At 52.3% G+C, this 17,081-nt stretch carries 11 protein-coding genes and 1 tRNA gene; 2 read left to right on the top strand and 10 right to left on the bottom strand.

The features are described 5' to 3' along the window. Positions 1 to 521: 521 nt before the first annotated feature. From H7846_RS06875 to H7846_RS06860, 4 genes are all read right to left on the bottom strand, one after another. Positions 522 to 597: transfer RNA gene (locus tag H7846_RS06875), tRNA-Ala, on the bottom strand. Between the two features lie 144 nt (positions 598 to 741). Then, positions 742 to 996 carry an alanyl-tRNA editing protein gene (locus H7846_RS06870; RefSeq protein WP_186695736.1) on the bottom strand — a complete coding sequence of 85 codons (255 nt, stop codon included), beginning with the start codon at positions 994 to 996 and terminating at the stop codon, positions 742 to 744. Beyond that, complete coding sequence (gene fbp, locus H7846_RS06865; RefSeq protein WP_186695735.1) at positions 993 to 2,009, bottom strand: class 1 fructose-bisphosphatase; 1,017 nt, start codon at positions 2,007 to 2,009, stop codon at positions 993 to 995. The genes H7846_RS06870 and fbp overlap by 4 nt, the downstream gene beginning before the upstream one ends. Before the next feature lie 88 nt (positions 2,010 to 2,097). Beyond that, entirely contained in the window at positions 2,098 to 3,192 is a 1,095-nt protein-coding gene (locus H7846_RS06860; RefSeq protein WP_186695734.1) for a purine-nucleoside phosphorylase, read from the bottom strand. 88 nt (positions 3,193 to 3,280) lie between these two features. On the opposite strand from H7846_RS06860, the gene H7846_RS06855 reads away from it, so the two are divergent. Together H7846_RS06855 and H7846_RS06850 are read left to right on the top strand one after the other, a co-directional pair. Then, positions 3,281 to 4,585, top strand: coding sequence for a M24 family metallopeptidase (locus H7846_RS06855; RefSeq protein ID WP_186695733.1), 1,305 nt, complete (start codon positions 3,281 to 3,283; stop codon positions 4,583 to 4,585). 218 nt (positions 4,586 to 4,803) lie between these two features. After that, positions 4,804 to 6,846 (top strand): M13 family metallopeptidase, encoded by a 2,043-nt coding sequence (locus tag H7846_RS06850; protein ID WP_186695732.1) that lies wholly within the window; start codon positions 4,804 to 4,806, stop codon positions 6,844 to 6,846. Positions 6,847 to 6,916: 70 nt separating this feature from the next. On the opposite strand, the gene H7846_RS06845 is transcribed toward H7846_RS06850, so the two are convergent. From H7846_RS06845 to H7846_RS06820, 6 genes are all read right to left on the bottom strand, one after another. Continuing rightward, positions 6,917 to 7,156, bottom strand: coding sequence for a TraM recognition domain-containing protein (locus H7846_RS06845; protein ID WP_186695731.1), 240 nt, complete (start codon positions 7,154 to 7,156; stop codon positions 6,917 to 6,919). A gap of 220 nt (positions 7,157 to 7,376) precedes the next feature. Then, positions 7,377 to 8,660: an amidohydrolase/deacetylase family metallohydrolase gene (locus tag H7846_RS06840; protein ID WP_186695730.1), complete on the bottom strand. Its 1,284-nt coding sequence runs from the start codon at positions 8,658 to 8,660 to the stop codon at positions 7,377 to 7,379. Positions 8,661 to 8,822: 162 nt separating this feature from the next. Continuing rightward, positions 8,823 to 12,113 carry a TonB-dependent receptor gene (locus H7846_RS06835; protein ID WP_186695729.1) on the bottom strand — a complete coding sequence of 1,097 codons (3,291 nt, stop codon included), beginning with the start codon at positions 12,111 to 12,113 and terminating at the stop codon, positions 8,823 to 8,825. A gap of 169 nt (positions 12,114 to 12,282) precedes the next feature. Next, positions 12,283 to 12,918, bottom strand: coding sequence for a response regulator (locus tag H7846_RS06830; RefSeq protein ID WP_186695728.1), 636 nt, complete (start codon positions 12,916 to 12,918; stop codon positions 12,283 to 12,285). Between the two features lie 94 nt (positions 12,919 to 13,012). Beyond that, on the bottom strand, positions 13,013 to 14,305 hold the full coding sequence (locus tag H7846_RS06825) for an amidohydrolase/deacetylase family metallohydrolase (protein WP_222597552.1): 1,293 nt from the start codon (positions 14,303 to 14,305) through the stop codon (positions 13,013 to 13,015). An 832-nt stretch (positions 14,306 to 15,137) separates the two neighbouring features. Further along, complete coding sequence (locus H7846_RS06820) at positions 15,138 to 17,072, bottom strand: CocE/NonD family hydrolase (protein ID WP_186695727.1); 1,935 nt, start codon at positions 17,070 to 17,072, stop codon at positions 15,138 to 15,140. Positions 17,073 to 17,081 lie beyond the last annotated feature (9 nt).

The following is a 17,081-nucleotide window of genomic DNA, read 5'->3' as shown; positions in this document are numbered from 1 at the left end:
GGTCAGTCGGAAATCGCGGCCTTCTCGATGTAAGTAGAGCGCCGCGTCTTCGTCTCGGCCTATACGAGGGAAGCCAAACCTGGCACATGGCATCCGACAGTAAACAGATGAGCAGGTTTGTTCGCTACTTTCGATGATGACGATGCTTGTGGGCTGCCTTCTGCAAGAGCTGGAGAGGCTCCAACACCAATCAGCATCACAAACATCCACCAGAGAACAATATTTGCTCTCATTCTGAATCGCGCTTACCTCAAATCCCGCATTGAATGCATCACTGGCCTGCAATTCCGCTAGTTCCGTGATGGCATGGCTACGGTTATGTCGATTGATGGCACGTCTCCCCTAAGATGCTCCAACACGATTCGCATGTCGCAGGCGAAGCGGTCGGCGCTTGATTCTCTATCTATCAGACGCTCTGTTTCGAATGATTTTGAGTTTGAGAGTAAACGAGTGAGTTACGACACAAACGCATCGCAGAATTCACACACGCTATATATATGTGCCACAAATTATTGATTCTATGGTGGAGCTGAGCGGGATCGAACCGCTGACCTCCTCGTTGCGAACGAGGCGCTCTCCCAACTGAGCTACAGCCCCTACTCGGTACACAAAATCGCTGTTTGGGAACAGCTTCTGGCGCCAAATCGACTCTCTAAGTGTATCAGGGAGGAGGCGTTCCCTCAAAACAATCCATCGTCCCCATCTTCGTCCGCCAATGGCTAAATGTATCCGAAAACGCTTTCACTTCCAGTGAACCGTTCCGGTAATCTCGGTTCCCGCCATCAGAGGCTTCTCCACCTGGTGCCAGATCTCGCCGTTCTCTTCGACGATTCCGAAAACCGGCACAATCAGTTTTGCTCCACTGCGCGCGATCGCTTCCAGCATCCCCGTTCCTCCCGGGGAGAACTCCGTTCTGTCCAGCAGGAGCTGCCATCGCTGTCTGCCACCAACGCGACTCTCTTCACGGATATCTAGCACTATTGCAGAAAAGCTCACGACGCCACCACTCCTGCCAGAACTCCCTGCAGCGCTTCCATCTCGCGCGGGCTTCCCACACACAGTGGAGTTCGCTGATGAATCCCCTCAGGCCGAATATCCAGAATTCGCTCCGTCCCATTCGTTGCCACACCTCCTGCCTGTTCCGCGATAAATGCCAGCGGATTTGCCTCATATAACAGTCGTAGCTTGCCCTTAGGCTGCTTCAACGTCGGCGGATAAAGGAAGACACCGCCCTTCAGCAAAGTGCGATGAAAATCCGCAACCAGGCTCCCGATGTAACGCGAGCTGTATGTCTTCTCTAGCTTCCCTTCGCGCAGCATCGCAATGTATGAGCGATACTCCTCCGGCCAACCTGCCGCATTCGCCTCATTCACCGAGTAATAGCTTCCCTGCTCCGGCATCTGCATCCTGTCATTGCTCAGCACAAATGCGCCGATCTTCGGGTCCAGCGTAAAACCATACACTCCATTGCCTGTCGTATAGACCAGCACCGTCGATGGCCCATAGACGACATAGCCAGCGGCCACTTGTCTAAATCCAGGCTGTAGAATCGACTCCTCCAGGGTGCCCAATTCCGAAGGCATACGCCTCAGGATGCTAAAGATTGTTCCGACATTCACATTCACATCGATGTTGCTCGATCCATCCAAGGGGTCGAAGACGATGATGTATTTTCCAGTTTCAGAGTCGCGGTTGAAGGTCACCGGCTCCTCATCCTCTTCACTTACCAGGGCAGCAACGCTATCGCGCAGCCCTAGGCAGTGCAACAGCGCTTGGTTCGCATACACATCCAATTTCTGTTGTTGTTCACCTTGAACATTTTCCGCGCCTGCTGCACCCAACACATCACTCAGACCCGCCGCGCGAATCTTCGCTTCAATCATCTTGGTCGCCAGCGTAATACCGCTCAGTAACCAGCTAAACGTTCCCGTCGCCTCTCGTCCCGTCGACTTCAACAAATTCTGTTGCTGCTGCAAAATGTGCTGCTGCACCGTCGTAATCATTGCCATGTCGTTTTGCCTCACAAAAACAGCTCTACATTGAAGTCCAGACCTTGAAACTATCATCCGGGACAAAATCCCATCCACATTCACCCGATTACCGCACTTTCGCAGTGGCCGGCGCCTCTCCTGCAAGGATCGCCTTCGCCACGCGGCTGCCGACCTCATAAGCCGCTTCAAGCGATGCTTCGTAACCGGTAAAGGCAGCATGTTTCTCGCTGTTCGCACTTTGTTCCGCAGTCATTCCCTCTGGCTGGCGATCGAAATTACTTGCAGTTCTCAATAAAACGGCGCGATTCCAATCCGCTTTCCCCGATCGCGTCAGCGAATACAACACCACCATCGCACCGGAATCATTCATCGAGGTCGTTCCCATGCGTGCTCTTCCATCCGTCGCATACTGCACCCAACGATGTGCCCATGCGTCCATTTTTGCTCCGTGCCAGAAGGTCTCCGTCGCAATGTTAGCTCCAATCGCAACTTGCGGCGGCTGCTGCGCTTTTGCAAATCCCCTGTACCGTGCTCCCAGCGTTCGCATCGCTTCGTTCTGGGGAAGTTTCATATCCCTGGTTAGACCATAAGCCCACTCCAGCATCTTTGGATTCATCTGTACGACCGTACCTCGTGTATCGATGTGCGCCACGTCTCGCGCCCAGTTCCGCACATCATCCGCCGAGCCCTGCACCACACGCGGTTGCTCTCCAGGTCGGCTCTTATCGATCGCATAGTATCCGTCTTGCCAGTCCTTAGGCATCTCGCGAGGATCGATAAAGTGCAGTAGATCGCCGTTCACAACATAGTCTGTCCAAAATGCGGCTCCCAACGAGCCATCCTCCGGAGACACTCCCGCAATACCATTTAGGATCCAGTAGCTCTCGCGCAGATCAAAGCGCGAATCAGACCCCAAAGCCATCAGATTCACCGCAGGACGAATTTGCCCTGGCCCAACTACCACCACAATCTCTGTCCCATCCGCATTCGCACGGACTACATGCGTCATTCCCGGAACCTCAATCACGCGGTCCAGATGGTCCCGCTCGACCCACAACTGCGCCTCGCCTGGCCGGTCTCCCGTATCCTTCCCAACCTCAAAGTAAGTTACGACCACGACCTTCGGGCGAATTACCGGGGGCTCCGCGGCATAGGAAAGAGAGGAAAAGACAACGACGAACAAAGCGGCAACAACGCGCAAAAGTGACATTCCTATAGGCTACCGTGCATTGCACCATTCTTCGCTTTTCTTGATGTGCTCCTTCTTTTCTTTCGTTACAATTCCGCGCATGACTACAAGACGAAGCTTCCTCCTTGCAGCTTCAGCAGCCGCAGCAGCGCCTTCTCTGCCTCTTCAGGCCCAGCGCCCTCCTTCTGCATCTTCGGATATTAAGCTTCCTCCCGCCATCGCCGCTTTAACGGACCGCCGTAAAGAAGCCGTCCCCATCACTCTCGAAGAGCGCGAACACCGCATCGAGCGCGCCCGCGAGCTTCTGGCAAAAAACAAACTCGATGCGCTCATTATCTGCACAGGAACCTCCCTGACCTATTTCACCGGACTGCGTTGGGGCCAGTCCGAACGATTCTTCGCCTGGGTCCTTCCCGCCAAGGGGAATCCCTTCATCGTCTGTCCCAGCTTCGAAGAAGGTCGTGTACGCGAGCGCATGGAAGCTAAACCCGCCACGCTCCCGCAAGCGTCGGTCACGCGCGTCTACACTTGGCAGGAGAACGAAAACCCTTATTCCCTGCTCACCAAAGCCCTCAAAGAGGCGGGAATCTCCACCGGAAAGGTCGGCGTCGAGGAACGCACGCAGTTCGCCTTCTCCGATGGCACCGCACATGCCAGCTCCACACTCACCGCCGTCAGCGGAACTCCAATCACCGCGGGCTGCCGCGCCGTCAAATCTCCGGCAGAGTTGGCGCTCATGCGCCTTGCCAACGACAACACCCTCAGGGTCTATGAGGCCGCATTCAAATCCCTTGAACCTGGCATGACGAACCGTCAGGTCTCTGACCTTATCAGCGCAGGCTACAACCGCACCGGTTTCCCGGGGTTCGCCTCCTGTCAGGTTGGCGAGTACTCCGCGCTACCGCACGGCTCTCTTCAACCGCAGGTCATCCGCGAAAGCGAAATCATTCTGCTCGACGACGGCTGCCTCGTCGAAGGCTACCAGTCCGATATCTCTCGCTCTTTTGTCCTCGGTAAAGCAACCGACAAACAGAAGCACGTCTTCGACATCGTCCATAAAGCTCAATCGGCTGCACTCGCTGCCGGTAAGGCTGGTGCTCCCTCTCACACTGTAGATGATGCTGCGCGCAAAGTGGTTACTGACGCTGGTTACGGTCCCGGATACAAACACTTCACGCATCGACTCGGCCACGGCATTGGCATGGATGGCCACGAATGGCCCTACCTCGTCGGCGGCAACAACACACCACTCGAATCCGGTATGACCTTCTCCGACGAGCCCGGCATCTACATCGTCGGTGAATTCGGAATCCGCCTCGAAGACGATTGGGTTGTCACTCCCAACGGAGGTGATATGTTCACCCCACAAAGCCCCTCCCTCGAAGACCCCTTCGCAAAGGTATAAATTCGCAGAGGGATGCCTACGTTACCAACGCGAGCATCCCATCTTGATCTTTTAAAAGTGTCATCCTGAGCGAAAGCGCGTAGCTGCTGGAGTCGAAGGATCTGCGGTTCAGCTCCCCCATCGCCCCCCGTTCATCACATCCTCTCCCACCTCCCCGTCCCTTTCATGTACCCTCTTTCATTGCGGCCATAACTAACCGCATCGGAGCACCACAAAATATGCACTTGCGTGACGTTCTTTTTGCCCTCCTCTTTGCGATTCCACTCCATGCACAGGACACCCCAGCCATCCACGGCATTAATCCCTCCAGCATGGACACCTCCGTCCGCCCCGGCGACGACTTCTACCTCTACGCCAACGGAGACTGGATCAAGCGCACCGTGCTTCCGCCCGACCGCACCTCGCTCGGCGTCTTCAATCTCCTCGCCGACCGCAGCGACAAGCGTGTCGCGGAGATCATCGACGGAGCCGCCAAATCCAATGCAGCGCCCGGAACCGACCAGCGACGCATCGCCGATCTCTATCACTCCTATATGGATGAAACCGCGATCGAGAAAAACGGCCCTTCGCAACTCAAGGCTCATCTCGCGGAGATCAACTCTATCCACAATCAGCGCGATCTCGCTCGCGCTCTCGGTCTCACCGTGCGCGCCGATGTCGATGCTCTCAATAACACCAACTTTCACACCATGAATCTCTTCGGCCTCTGGGTCGCGCCCAGCTTCAACGACTCAGACCATTACACGGCCTATCTCATGCAGGGCGGCATTGCTCTCCCAGACCGCTCCTACTACCTCACCGACAGTGAGCACATGAAGGAAGTCCGCACAAAGTATCAGCAGCATGTTGCTGCCATGTTTCGACTGGGCGGCTTCGATCAGTCGGAGATGCGCGCCGATCGCGTCATCGCTCTCGAACACGCCATCGCGGAAAAGCATCTATCACTCGCCGAAAACGAAGACATCCATAAAGCGAACAATACCTGGACTCCTGCCGACTTCACCTCGAAGGCCCCCGGCCTCGACTGGAAGGAGTTTTTCCGCGCCGCTGGACTCGACCATCAAACCTCCTTCATCGTTTGGCAGCCAACCTCCTTTACCGGGGAATCCGCCCTCGTCGCCTCTACCCCAATCGACACCTGGAAAGATTACCTCGCCTTCCACCTGATGGAGACCTACGCAAACGGAATCTCTTCGGCCATCGCGGATGAGCGCTTCAACTTCTTCGGGAAGGTTCTCACCGGAACCACACAACAGCGCCCGCGCGATAAACGCGCCATCCTCATCGTCAACGGTTGGCTCGGCGATGCTGTCGGCCAAATCTACGCACAGAAATACTTCTCCCCTGAAGCAAAGAAGCAGGTTCAGGAACTCGTCGCAAACCTCCTCAGCGCCTTCCATCAACGTCTCGAATCCATCACCTGGATGGCTCCAACAACGAAGGCAGAAGCTATCGCCAAACTCGGCACTCTGCGTGTCTCCGTGGGCTATCCCGACAAGTGGCGTTCCTATAACGGTCTCGAGATCAAGTCCGACGATCTCTTCGGCAACTTCTGGCGCTCCAGCTTCTTCGAGTACCGCTATCAACTCTCCCGCATTGGCCAGCCCGTCGATCGTGGCGAATGGACCATGGAGCCCCAGACTGTCAACGCGGTCAATCTTCCGCTCCACAATGCGCTCAACTTCCCTGCTGCCATTCTTGAGCCGCCCTTCTTCGATCCTCAGGCTCCTGCAGCTGCAAACTACGGCTCCATCGGAAGCATCATCGGCCACGAGATCTCCCACACCTTCGACTCCGAAGGTGCGGCCTTCGACTCCAAGGGCCGCGTCCGCAACTGGTGGACTCCGGAAGACTTCGCGCACTTCAAAACAGCTACAACCGCGCTCGCCGCACAGTATGACGCCTATAAACCCTTCCCTGATCTATCCGTAAACGGCCGACAAACCCTCGGAGAAAATATCGCCGACGTCGCTGGCCTCGCAGCCGCCTTCGATGCCTATCACGCTTCCCTCAAAGGCTCATCCGCTCCCGTCGAGGATGGCTTAACCGGAGACCAGCAGTTCTTCATCGCCTTCGCGCAAAGCTGGGGAACTAAAATGCGCGACAACACCTTGCGCCAGCGCATTCTCACAGATCCTCACGCACCTGCTATGTACCGCGCGGCCACCGTCCGTAACATTGACGGCTGGTACACATCCTTCGATGTCAAACCAGGAGAAAAACTCTACTTAGCGCCAGAAGCGCGTGTCCGTATCTGGTAGTCAACATGCAAGCCTCAAACAGTTCGCTGACTACTGCTCTCCAAGGGAGAACGCTATTGTTTGAGGCGTTTCACAAGAAACTATCCAAGAAACATTTGTCCATCACCAACGGCTCGCTCGTGATGTCGCGCTGCTCTGTCTCACGTCCACGCGGGAACGCGCCCTTCGTGCGCGACCCGCGAAGGCGTTCCACCTCCACCTCTCCAATGACCTTCGAAATCCACTCCAGCGCATACGGCTCGCTCGCCTTCAGGAAGACCTTCGTCACGAACTGGCTCAATATCGCTTCCGCCGTAGACCGGGCCCGCATAGAACTCCCAGATCTTATGGCCGGCGTACGCCACTCCCTCATCATCTGGTGCAGGCCACGGTTGTTGAACGCTCCGTTACCCAGATCAGTCGCGCGATGACCCTTCTTCACACTCTCGTCTGTCAACCGGTAGCTGGTCTGCCGTCCACATCCGGCGCCGGTTCGATGCTGTCGCCAACACTTTCGCGAGTCAGTCCCTTCCTGTCATAAGGCTCATATTTCATTTACGATAGGGATCGTTGAGTCCCTTCTTATATGGGAAGGCCTTCCAATCTTGGGTAGCGAGCCCATTAAGATCCCACATCACCATGCCTTTGCGCAAAGTGAGTTCGGTAACGAGGCGGCTTGTGCCGGAGTGACGCGCTCCTGCAGAGTCAAGAAAGCCGAAATTGCCCTTCTCCAACTTGAATACAGCGATATCGGCCTCGGATCCAATGTCGAGATTGCCCAGTTCGAGATGGTTAATCTCACGGGCAGGAGCCATGGTTGACATCTTCACAACCTCCTGGATTGAAGATCCCAGAGCCATCATCTCGGAAAGGACGTTGGCCATATCCTTCATCCCGCCATTCATGCTACCCATATGGAGGTCTGTCGAGATGGAGTCGGGATAGAAGTGGGCTTTATAGGCTGCATCCGCAACAAACCAATAGAAGCTACCCGCACCAAAACCAATATCAAAATAGATTCCCTTCTTCCTGGCCTGCTCCATCACCGGGTTCAGCGCACCGTTATCGAGAACTTCTACGCGATGCCCGGCAAAACAGTGGGTATAGATATCGCCTGGCCGCAACTTCTGGCTAAACAACGCGTCGAGGCTGCGTTCTCCTTTCAGATAGCCGAAGTCAACCATGACGGGCACATGGGCCATATTCCCTGCTTTAACAGCATTCTCTACCGATGGCCAACCCTTTCCTGCGTAGTGAGCTGACTTGAAGCCAACGATCACTCCAGGGTTCTTCAGCGCCATCTGGGCTGCGGCGTTAGCATCCATCTCGGAGACATTGTCATCAAGGCCCATCTCCATGCCTCCACCAACGATATTGAGAAAAGCCAATATGCGGGTCTTTGAGCCTTCTACGATGCGGCGCTTAAACTCAGGAAACTCCTTCCAACCAGTAGTTCCTGCGTCAACCATCGTAGTCACACCACTACGAAAGGAAAAAGCGTCTGGCTGAATACTGGCCTGCATAGGCGACCCTGGCGGCAGCCCTACACGGGGATAAATATGGACGTGAATATCGATCAAACCTGGAGTCAGATAGAGTCCAGTCAGATTTATGACCTTTCGGGCATCGGAAACTGAGATATTATCGGCAACACTCGCAATATGCCCATCTACAACAGCAACGTCCGTAACCTTGTCGACAAGGTTCTTTGGATCGATGACATGGGCGCCCTTGAGCAGAATGTCATACTTTGTTGCTGGTTGAGCCTCTAACATCGTAGGTGGTTGAGAGAACAAGATTAGAAACACGCTAAAAATTCCAGCAATCCGCTTCATGTCATCTCCTTAAAAATCGGGAAATATTCAGTAATATGTATGGCTTTTGGAAAGGCATCTATAAAACAAGGTATTGGAGACCGATTCACAACTCAGGAATCGATTTCTCCCTAAAAACTGATCAGCAGCCACACATTGGCGGCCGCCGATCAGGTATGGTCTTTAGAAGTTCAACTTGGCGGAAAGTTGCATGACGCGCGCACCCGTTGTTGTATAGGAGGTATTCGCTGTAGTAATGAAGCCGAACGAGGGTCCTCCAAATACTGTATTCGGGTTACCAGGGTTGGGATGGTTGAACAGATTGAATGCTTCAACACGGAATTGGAGGGCCATCGGTTCCCGTATCGGGAAGGTTTTGAAGAGAGAAAAGTTGGTATTCGCCGCGCCTGGCCCATAAATATCATTCCGATGAAGATTTCCAAAGGTTCCAGCAGCTGGATTGACATAAGCCGTAGCATCGATGCAGCTATTCCTTACCGAACCGCCACTGCCCGTAACTGTCTGCCGACTACAGGTTGTCTTTCCCTGGTGAGCAAAGTTAGGTCTCTGCGGAGATCCCACTCCACCTACATTGGCTATATTGGTATTTAGAGTGACATTCAGAGGAGCGCCCGTGCGAAGGTCCACGATAGCATTCGCCTGCCATCCCCCAAGCACCCGACGGATCATCAAGCTTCTGTTATCGAAGCCCGGTAATGCATACGAAACAATTCCGACGAAACGGTTCCGAATATCATAATTGGAGTTACCGTAGTCCAGTTTGAGATGTCCCTGCCACATGGCGGAACCTCCGCCGTTCGAATCGACGGTCGTATCCAGCGCGTGGGACCAGGTGTAGCTAAGTTTCGCATTCACTCCGTGATATACACGCTGGCGCAAAATAGCAGTGAAGCCATGATAGGTCGAGAACGCATCGTTCTTAATCAAGCGAATCTGCCCGATTGCGGGATTTGGGCGACGAGATTGCGAGAACGCAATCGGCGAGGGAGCGGGTTGATTGGGATAATAACTCTCATCTAAGTGGATGGTTCGCGATCCAATGTATTGGAGTTCGATACCCGCGTTGGACCAGAGCTCTCTTCCAATATCGACATTCCATTGATACATACGCGCCGTGGGTAAGTTAGGACTAATCGCGATATTCTGATATGGATTATTTGCCGGACCAGGCCAGGGTGCAGCAGCCGGAACGTTCGGGTTGGACAGAGTAAACGATGGTGTCGTGCCAAAACCAGCAGACGGAGTTACAGCCGCTGCATACGGATACGAGCCGAACGAGAGCGTATAGGTATTGAGTTGATTAGCGTTGTAATAGATGCCAGCACCACCACGAATTACAGTTTTATCCTGAACGCGGTATGCAAATCCGAGGCGCGGGCTAATATTGTCGTGGTTCGGATTTGTAAATTTGAACCCGGGGTAGCTGACTGCATTCTGTGCGGATGTCCCGCCAATTGCAGGAAATAGCGTAGTAAGTGTGGGGTCCATAATTCGGCCAACACCGTTGAGGCTGTAAGCTACCTGGGGCAGCTCATAACGAAGACCATACTCAACCGTTAGCTTCTGTGATACCTGCCAAGTATCTTGAACGAAGAATCCGTCGCGCCACTGTGCTACTTCTCCTTTACTTTGGAACTGGGGCGAAACATAGCTAGTTGGCGATCCTCCGATAAAAGCCGCCGCTCCATCGCCGGCCCCTGAGGTAGCCCCATTCAGTGTTTGATCAAAAGTAAACGATCCACGTGCAGCATTTGTGCCCATACGACCGATCGTAAATTTTCTGAAACTAACACCTGCCATAAGGTTATGTTTATTCAGGGCATAGTTGATCTGGTCATAAAAAGTAAGCTGGCGGTCGTCTTGGAACCAGTTTGTACCCGTTTGGCTGATGCCCTGATAGCCACTGATTGTCATATCGGTCAAACCGGGATTTGCATTGTCCACGTCAGCCGTAAAACCTGGGATCCCAAGATCTGACCCTGCCGATGTTTGGTGTGTTTGATATTGCTGATCCACGTTTTGCGTTATGAGAACGTTGAACCCGAACCGAAAATCGTTGATGAGCTTCGGAGTGATGATATGCGTGTATCCCAAAGCTCCATTTCGAGTCTTTGTAACGTTGTAAATAGTGTTCGCAAGGTTAACCGCCTGGGTGTAATTCGAGACTCCCTGCCAGGCGAACCTGCCAAAAAGTCTTATCTTCTCACCAATATTTTCATCCACCCTATCAACCGTAGAGTCGAGATTAACCATGCTGGGAAGATTTCCCGACCAGTTTGAGGTTATTCCTGGGCCAGTAGGTGCACTCAGATAGGGAAGAATCTTGGCAGAAATCGGATTTACGGGAATGATATTACCCGCATACTGTGCGGCCGGACAGGCATAAGTCGGAGCTGAGCATAGAGTGAACCTAGTGTTTGGGTTATAAAAGGTTTTATTAGTTAGCTCGCTGAAATCTCCGGCGCGCATCTTGTTGGTCATCACAGTTCCGATCGTGAACGCCGATTCGTGATCTCGAAGCCCTTGATACGAACCCATAAAAAAAGTCTTGTCTCTACCGTTGTAAAGATGAGGAAGAATCACTGGGCCGCCGATTACGCCGCCAAATTGGTTATAGCGGAGTTGGCTCTTCCTTGCTGTCGATGGTGCGAGCCAACTCTTCGCGTTAAAAGCATCGTTCTGGATGTACTCGAATACAGTTCCATGGAAGGCGTTGCTGCCGCTTTTGGTGACCATATTGATGTGGACTCCAAGATAATCACCATATTGCGCTGGATAATTTCCGTTTTGCGTCTGCACAGATTCAACAGCATCAGGATTCGGCGTGAGTGTGGTAGTCATGATGAGGTTATTCATCAAAGAGATTCCGTCGAGCGAGATGCTGTTGTTAATCGGCCGAGTCCCAGAACCACTAGCGCGTACTCCAGGAGGGTTTCCCGTCAGCATGGTACCGCCTGCGCTGATCGTAACGTTAGAGGCTGTGGCAGCAAGATCAAGTGGATTGCGTCCATTCAGGGGAAGATCTCGAACCATCTCCTGACCGACTGTCTCACCAATTAGCGCATCATCCGTCGAGATGACTGGGGTGTCAGCAGATATATTAATGACCGATTCGGTTGAGCCTGCCGCCAGGCTTACATCTGTACGAACTGCCACGTTGGTTGTGACCACAACGCCGGAAGTCGTCGAGGTCTGAAAACCCGATGAAGAAACCGTGACGTTATAGGTTCCGGGGCTGACGAATGGAATAGAGTAGTAGCCGTCCTGATTTGTTTTTCCTGAATACTGCACTTTGGTATTTTGATTAGTACCAACTACCAACGCAAACGGAATCACGCTTCCGGTTTTGTCAGTAACCGTTCCTACCAGTGAAGTATTGTTAGCAACCTGTGACCGCCCCAGAGAGACACTAAAGAGAATTACTGTGCAAAGCATCAGTATTTTAATTTTCATTTTCGAACTCCTTCAAGTACGGTAAGAACCCGGAATAAACTTCACCACTGTTGCAAAATTGCAAATGCAAAACGGCACAAACAATCAATTTTCGCGATTGACCGATTACAAGACGAGATGCACAGTCTGTCATCCTTTACTTGACCGATATGTGAATAGGTAGATAGACCTAGTCGGTCGGCCAATCGAAATGGAACATGCCTCGTTGCAAAGCGTAAATAGTTGCTTGAGTCCGATCGCGTGCTCCCATCTTGTCGAGCACCACAGAAACATGGTCTCTAACCGTTTGGGTTGTAACGTTGAGATGGTTAGCAATTTCGCTGTTCGTAAAGCCTTGAGAAATGCAGCGCAAAATCTCTGCCTCGCGAGGAGTAAGTTCCATAGCCGAGATCCGTTTAGACAGTCGGTCACGAACTAATCGCTGAAGGTATCGAACATTACGATTGACGCTCTCAATTGCATTAACCAGCTCTAATGCGCTTGCATCCTTGCACAAATAAGACATCGCTCCAGCTTTCATCGCACGGTATATGTCTTCCGAGCCGCAGTAACTCGAAAGAACAACAATGCGCGCAGGGCACGGCTCTTTCTGCAGGATCCCGATAACATCGAATCCACTCAGCCGAGGAAGACGCAGGTCAAGAACAACTACATCAGGTTGGAGCAATCGATAGAGTTCAACGCCCTGCTCGCCGTCTGAGCCTTCTCCAACAATTCGAATATGCGGATGTCCAGCAAAAACAGACCGCAAAGCAATTCGAGTGAGAAATTGGTCATCAATAAGAAGGACGCGGATTTCCTTCATGTGTATATTCCTTAGTTTTTGCGCATATATCCCCTCGGCGTATTTACACCGAAATTAGTAGCCAGCTTTTGAATTATCACTACGAAATGAACGGCTATCTCATAGCACCATTCGAATAAAACGGACCCTTGCGATAGTGGAAGCTCTGCCAGTCTTCGGCCGCAAGACCATTAAGATCCCAAACCACTTCACCCTTACGGAGAGTGAGTTCAGTTACAAGGCGACCTGTTCCATATCTACGCGCACCAGCAGAATCGAGAAATCCAAAATGACCATTCTCTAACCGGAGCACAGCGATGTCAGCCTCTGCTCCTACATCAAGATTTCCGAGTTCGGAATGTTTGATTTCACGAGCGGGATCCCATGTTGACATCTTCACTACATCCTGCAGGGAAGAGCCGAGTGCCATTAATTCCGACATCATATTGGTCATGTCTTTCATCCCGGCATTCATACTCTTCATATGGAGATCGCTCGAAATCGAATCAGGATAGAAACCAGCTTTGTATGCAGGATCAGCAACAAACCAATAGAAGCTGGCAGCGCCAAAGCCTAAATCAAAATAGATACCCTTCTTCCGGCCCTGCACCATTGCTGGATTCAGTTGGCCATTTTCGAGGACCTCTTCACGATGTCCCGAGAAGCAATGTGTATAAATATCGCCTGGTCGCAACTTATCAGCGAAGAGCACATTGATGTTGCGCTGAGGCGTAATCTTACCGAAGTCAACCATGACAGGCACATGCGCCAGATTCCCTGCTTTTACGGCATTGTCTACGGATGTCCAGCCTGGGCCTCCATAATGAGCGGACTTGAAACCAACAATCAAGCCGGGATTGGCAAGGGCCATCTGGGCTGCGGCGTTAGCATCCATCTCCGCAACGTTGTCATCATTTCCTGTTCCCATACCTGCGCCTACGATATTGAGAAAGGCAAGAATACGAGTTTTTGAGGTATTTACAACGCGCCGCTTGAATTCAGGAAATTCCTTCCAACCTGTACTACCAGCATCCACCATAGTGGTCACTCCGCTCTTGAATGAGAAGGAGTCGGGTTGAACACCCTCACTTGGCGGTGCTCCTGACGGGAGCACAAAACGTGGAAACACATGCACGTGAATATCAATCATTCCGGGGATCAAATACAGTCCATGCAGGTCTACTACCTTCCGCGCTTCGCCGTTCGATATATTGTCGTCAATACTGGCGATGTGACCATTTGTAATGGCCACATTTGTAACCCTATCGATTTGGTTCTTAGGGTCTATGACATGAGCACCCTTCAGCAAAAGATCGAATTTTGGTGATGTTGCTGACTGTGCTTGTAACAGACAAGGGAATGAGCTAACACTAATAGCGAGAAGGAAAAATCTAACAATTCGTTTCAAAATCGATCTCCTGAGAGAACCACGGTAAATTGATTTTTGCGGAGGCCCGGGGATTCTCAGCAGTCGGACTCGTCACACATTTGTAAAGCGGCCTAATTGAAATACAACGAACCGAAATGTGTCATCCGATTTGTGCCCTAGGCTTCAATAAGTCAAAATGCCTAGAAAACTAGGAGCAAAGTTGCTGTTTTAGTAACACATTAGTTGGTATTGCACATTCGTCTCACAAATTACGCCGAACCCACCTGCCCACTCTGCCAGTGACAATTGGAGGTGAAACTTCAGTGACGATTGCGGCAGATTGTCCGATTAGGGATGACGGGAGTGCCAGGCACTCCAGCAGAAAGACATAGAAACCAAGATTGAGTGGGGAGAGAGTGAAGCTAATTTCTCAGAAAGAGAGGCACGCTGATCATGCCGTCCAGTGCGGAGCGTGGCGTAGATGTGCTGGAAGCAATAGGTCGAACGCGGCACGCCTTGCGTGCCTTCACGCAGACTTGCGTTGCGCAGCAAACCGGCAATCAGCGAGATGTAAAGAGTCTTTGTGGGCCTGCCTGTGATGTCAATAAATACTCTGTCAAGCCCACATCTTATTAAAAAGTCGGTAAGCCGAACAAAAACAAACACATTCAGCCATCCACAAAGTGCTAAATCATTCCACTCGACCAGCTAAAATAGAACCATCAGACAAAGAGAAAGCCCGGGCACTCAAGCTCGGGCTTTCTCTTTGAGAATCTGCACTTTACAAAGTGTGCCTAGTGTTTTGAATACTTTACAGAACAAGTACGACTCTAAATCATTATTTATGAATACTTTGCTGGATATACAGGGGTTAGGGCTTCGGTAGCACTAGCACTTCGACTCCACTCGCTGCCGACGAATTCCGGTACACACTCTCCGTCGCCTTCACAAACTGCTCCGGCTTTGCAGTCGGAATATCGGTAAACGTCTGCGGGTTCCGATCAATCAGCGGAAACCACGAGCTCTGCACCTGCACCATGATCCGATGGCCAACTCGGAAGGTGTGGTTCACATCCGGCATCTCGCTATTGACCGTTGTGATTTTTCCTGGGGTAAGCGGCGTCGGCTTCTCCCATGAATCGCGGAACTTCGCTCTCATCGGTTCGCCTCGCACCAGCTGCTGATACCCTCCCATCACCAGTGGAGCAGCACCGAGAACGCGCTTATTGCCAGACTCGGTTCCCTCCGGATTGGAATAGTCATATGGATACACATCGATCAGCTTCACCACAAAGTCTGCATCCGTTCCCGTCGAGGCGATCTTCAGTTTTGGTCTCACCGGTCCAGAGATCGTCACATCCTCAGTCAACGGCTCCGATTCATAAACCAGCACATCCGATCTCGTCGTAGCGAACCGCTGATCATCGGCCATGTACCGCTGCGGAACCGTATCGGTCGGGTATCCAACAAATGGCACCGGATGCGCCGGATCGCTCACATACTCATCGACTCCCGTCTTCTCGGTCGGCGGATCGAAGCTCAGTTTGCCATCGGCATGGAAGTAAAGCGTCTTTGCTGTCGCCTGCTTCGGAGGCCACGCGTCGTAGGTTCTCCAGACATTGGTTCCTGTCTCGAAGACGTATGCCTTCGGCAATGCCGATTCGGGCTTGTCCTTCAAATAGTGTTCAAAGAACGGAAACTCAATCTTCTCGCGATAGAACACCCCGGTCTTCGCATTGAAGATCACATCGCCAAGATGATCCCCATCTCCGCGCGACCATCCGCCATGGGTCCACGGACCAACCACCAGCGTGTTTTGATTGCCGGGGTTGTATTGATCGATTGCATGGAAAGTCTTGAAGGGCCCTGACAAATCCTCGGCATCAAACCAGCCGCCGACCTCCATCGTCGCCGCATGAACATTCTTCATATGACGCGAAAGATCACGCTTCTGCCAGTAATCGTCATAAGCCGTATGCGCCAGCTGGTCGTGGAACAACCAGTTCTTCCCATCCAGATATTCTTTGCCAGTGTCCAGATTTCCCGTCGGTCCTGCAGCCAGTAGCATTGCATAGCTGTCAGGGTTCTCGCTGCTCGAAGCTTCATGCCCTCCAGATCTTGCAGCAGGGATGACTGGATTCTTCTGTGGGTAGAAGTTGCGATAGAACCCGTAGTTCGCGCTCAACATGAACGTACCACCGTGGTAGGCATCATCATTGAAGAACAGGTCCGACATCGGAGCCTGCGGACTCGCCGCTTTGATCGCAGGATGAGAATCAATAATGCTCGCCGAGGTATAGAAGCCCGGATAGCTGATGCCGGTGATTCCAACCTTGCCGTTATTGTTCGGAACATTCTTCAGAAGAAACTCGACCGTGTCATACATATCGCTCGACTCATCCACGTCCTTCGGCGATTTCTTATCGTCAATGTGTACATTCATCTCCTGGAAGACGCCCTCGCTGGCATTACGCCCCCGTGCATCTTCACAGACGAAGATGTAACCGGATTCCATCAATTCCCGACTCGGTCCGACTCGCTGCGGAAAGTTATCCACGCCATAAGGCCCGCAGCTATAAGGAGTCTTCGTCATCAGGAACGGATACGGCCCCGGATCCTTAAATGCACCCATCTTCGGCACATATACGGCGGCAAACATCTTTGCACCATCACGCATCGGAATGCGGTACTCGTACTTCGCATAATGTGTTCGAACAAAATCGTCAGAAGCAGCCGGAGCTTGTGCGATTGCACTTGAGATTCCCGTTAGAAACAAGCCTGCAGCAAAACAAAGCCCTGCTTTCATTCACTCACC

Source organism: Edaphobacter sp. 4G125, assembly GCF_014274685.1.
GTDB lineage: Bacteria > Acidobacteriota > Terriglobia > Terriglobales > Acidobacteriaceae > Edaphobacter.
Note: the sequence above shows the minus strand (reverse complement) of the source record. Positions and strands in the feature narration are given on the sequence as shown.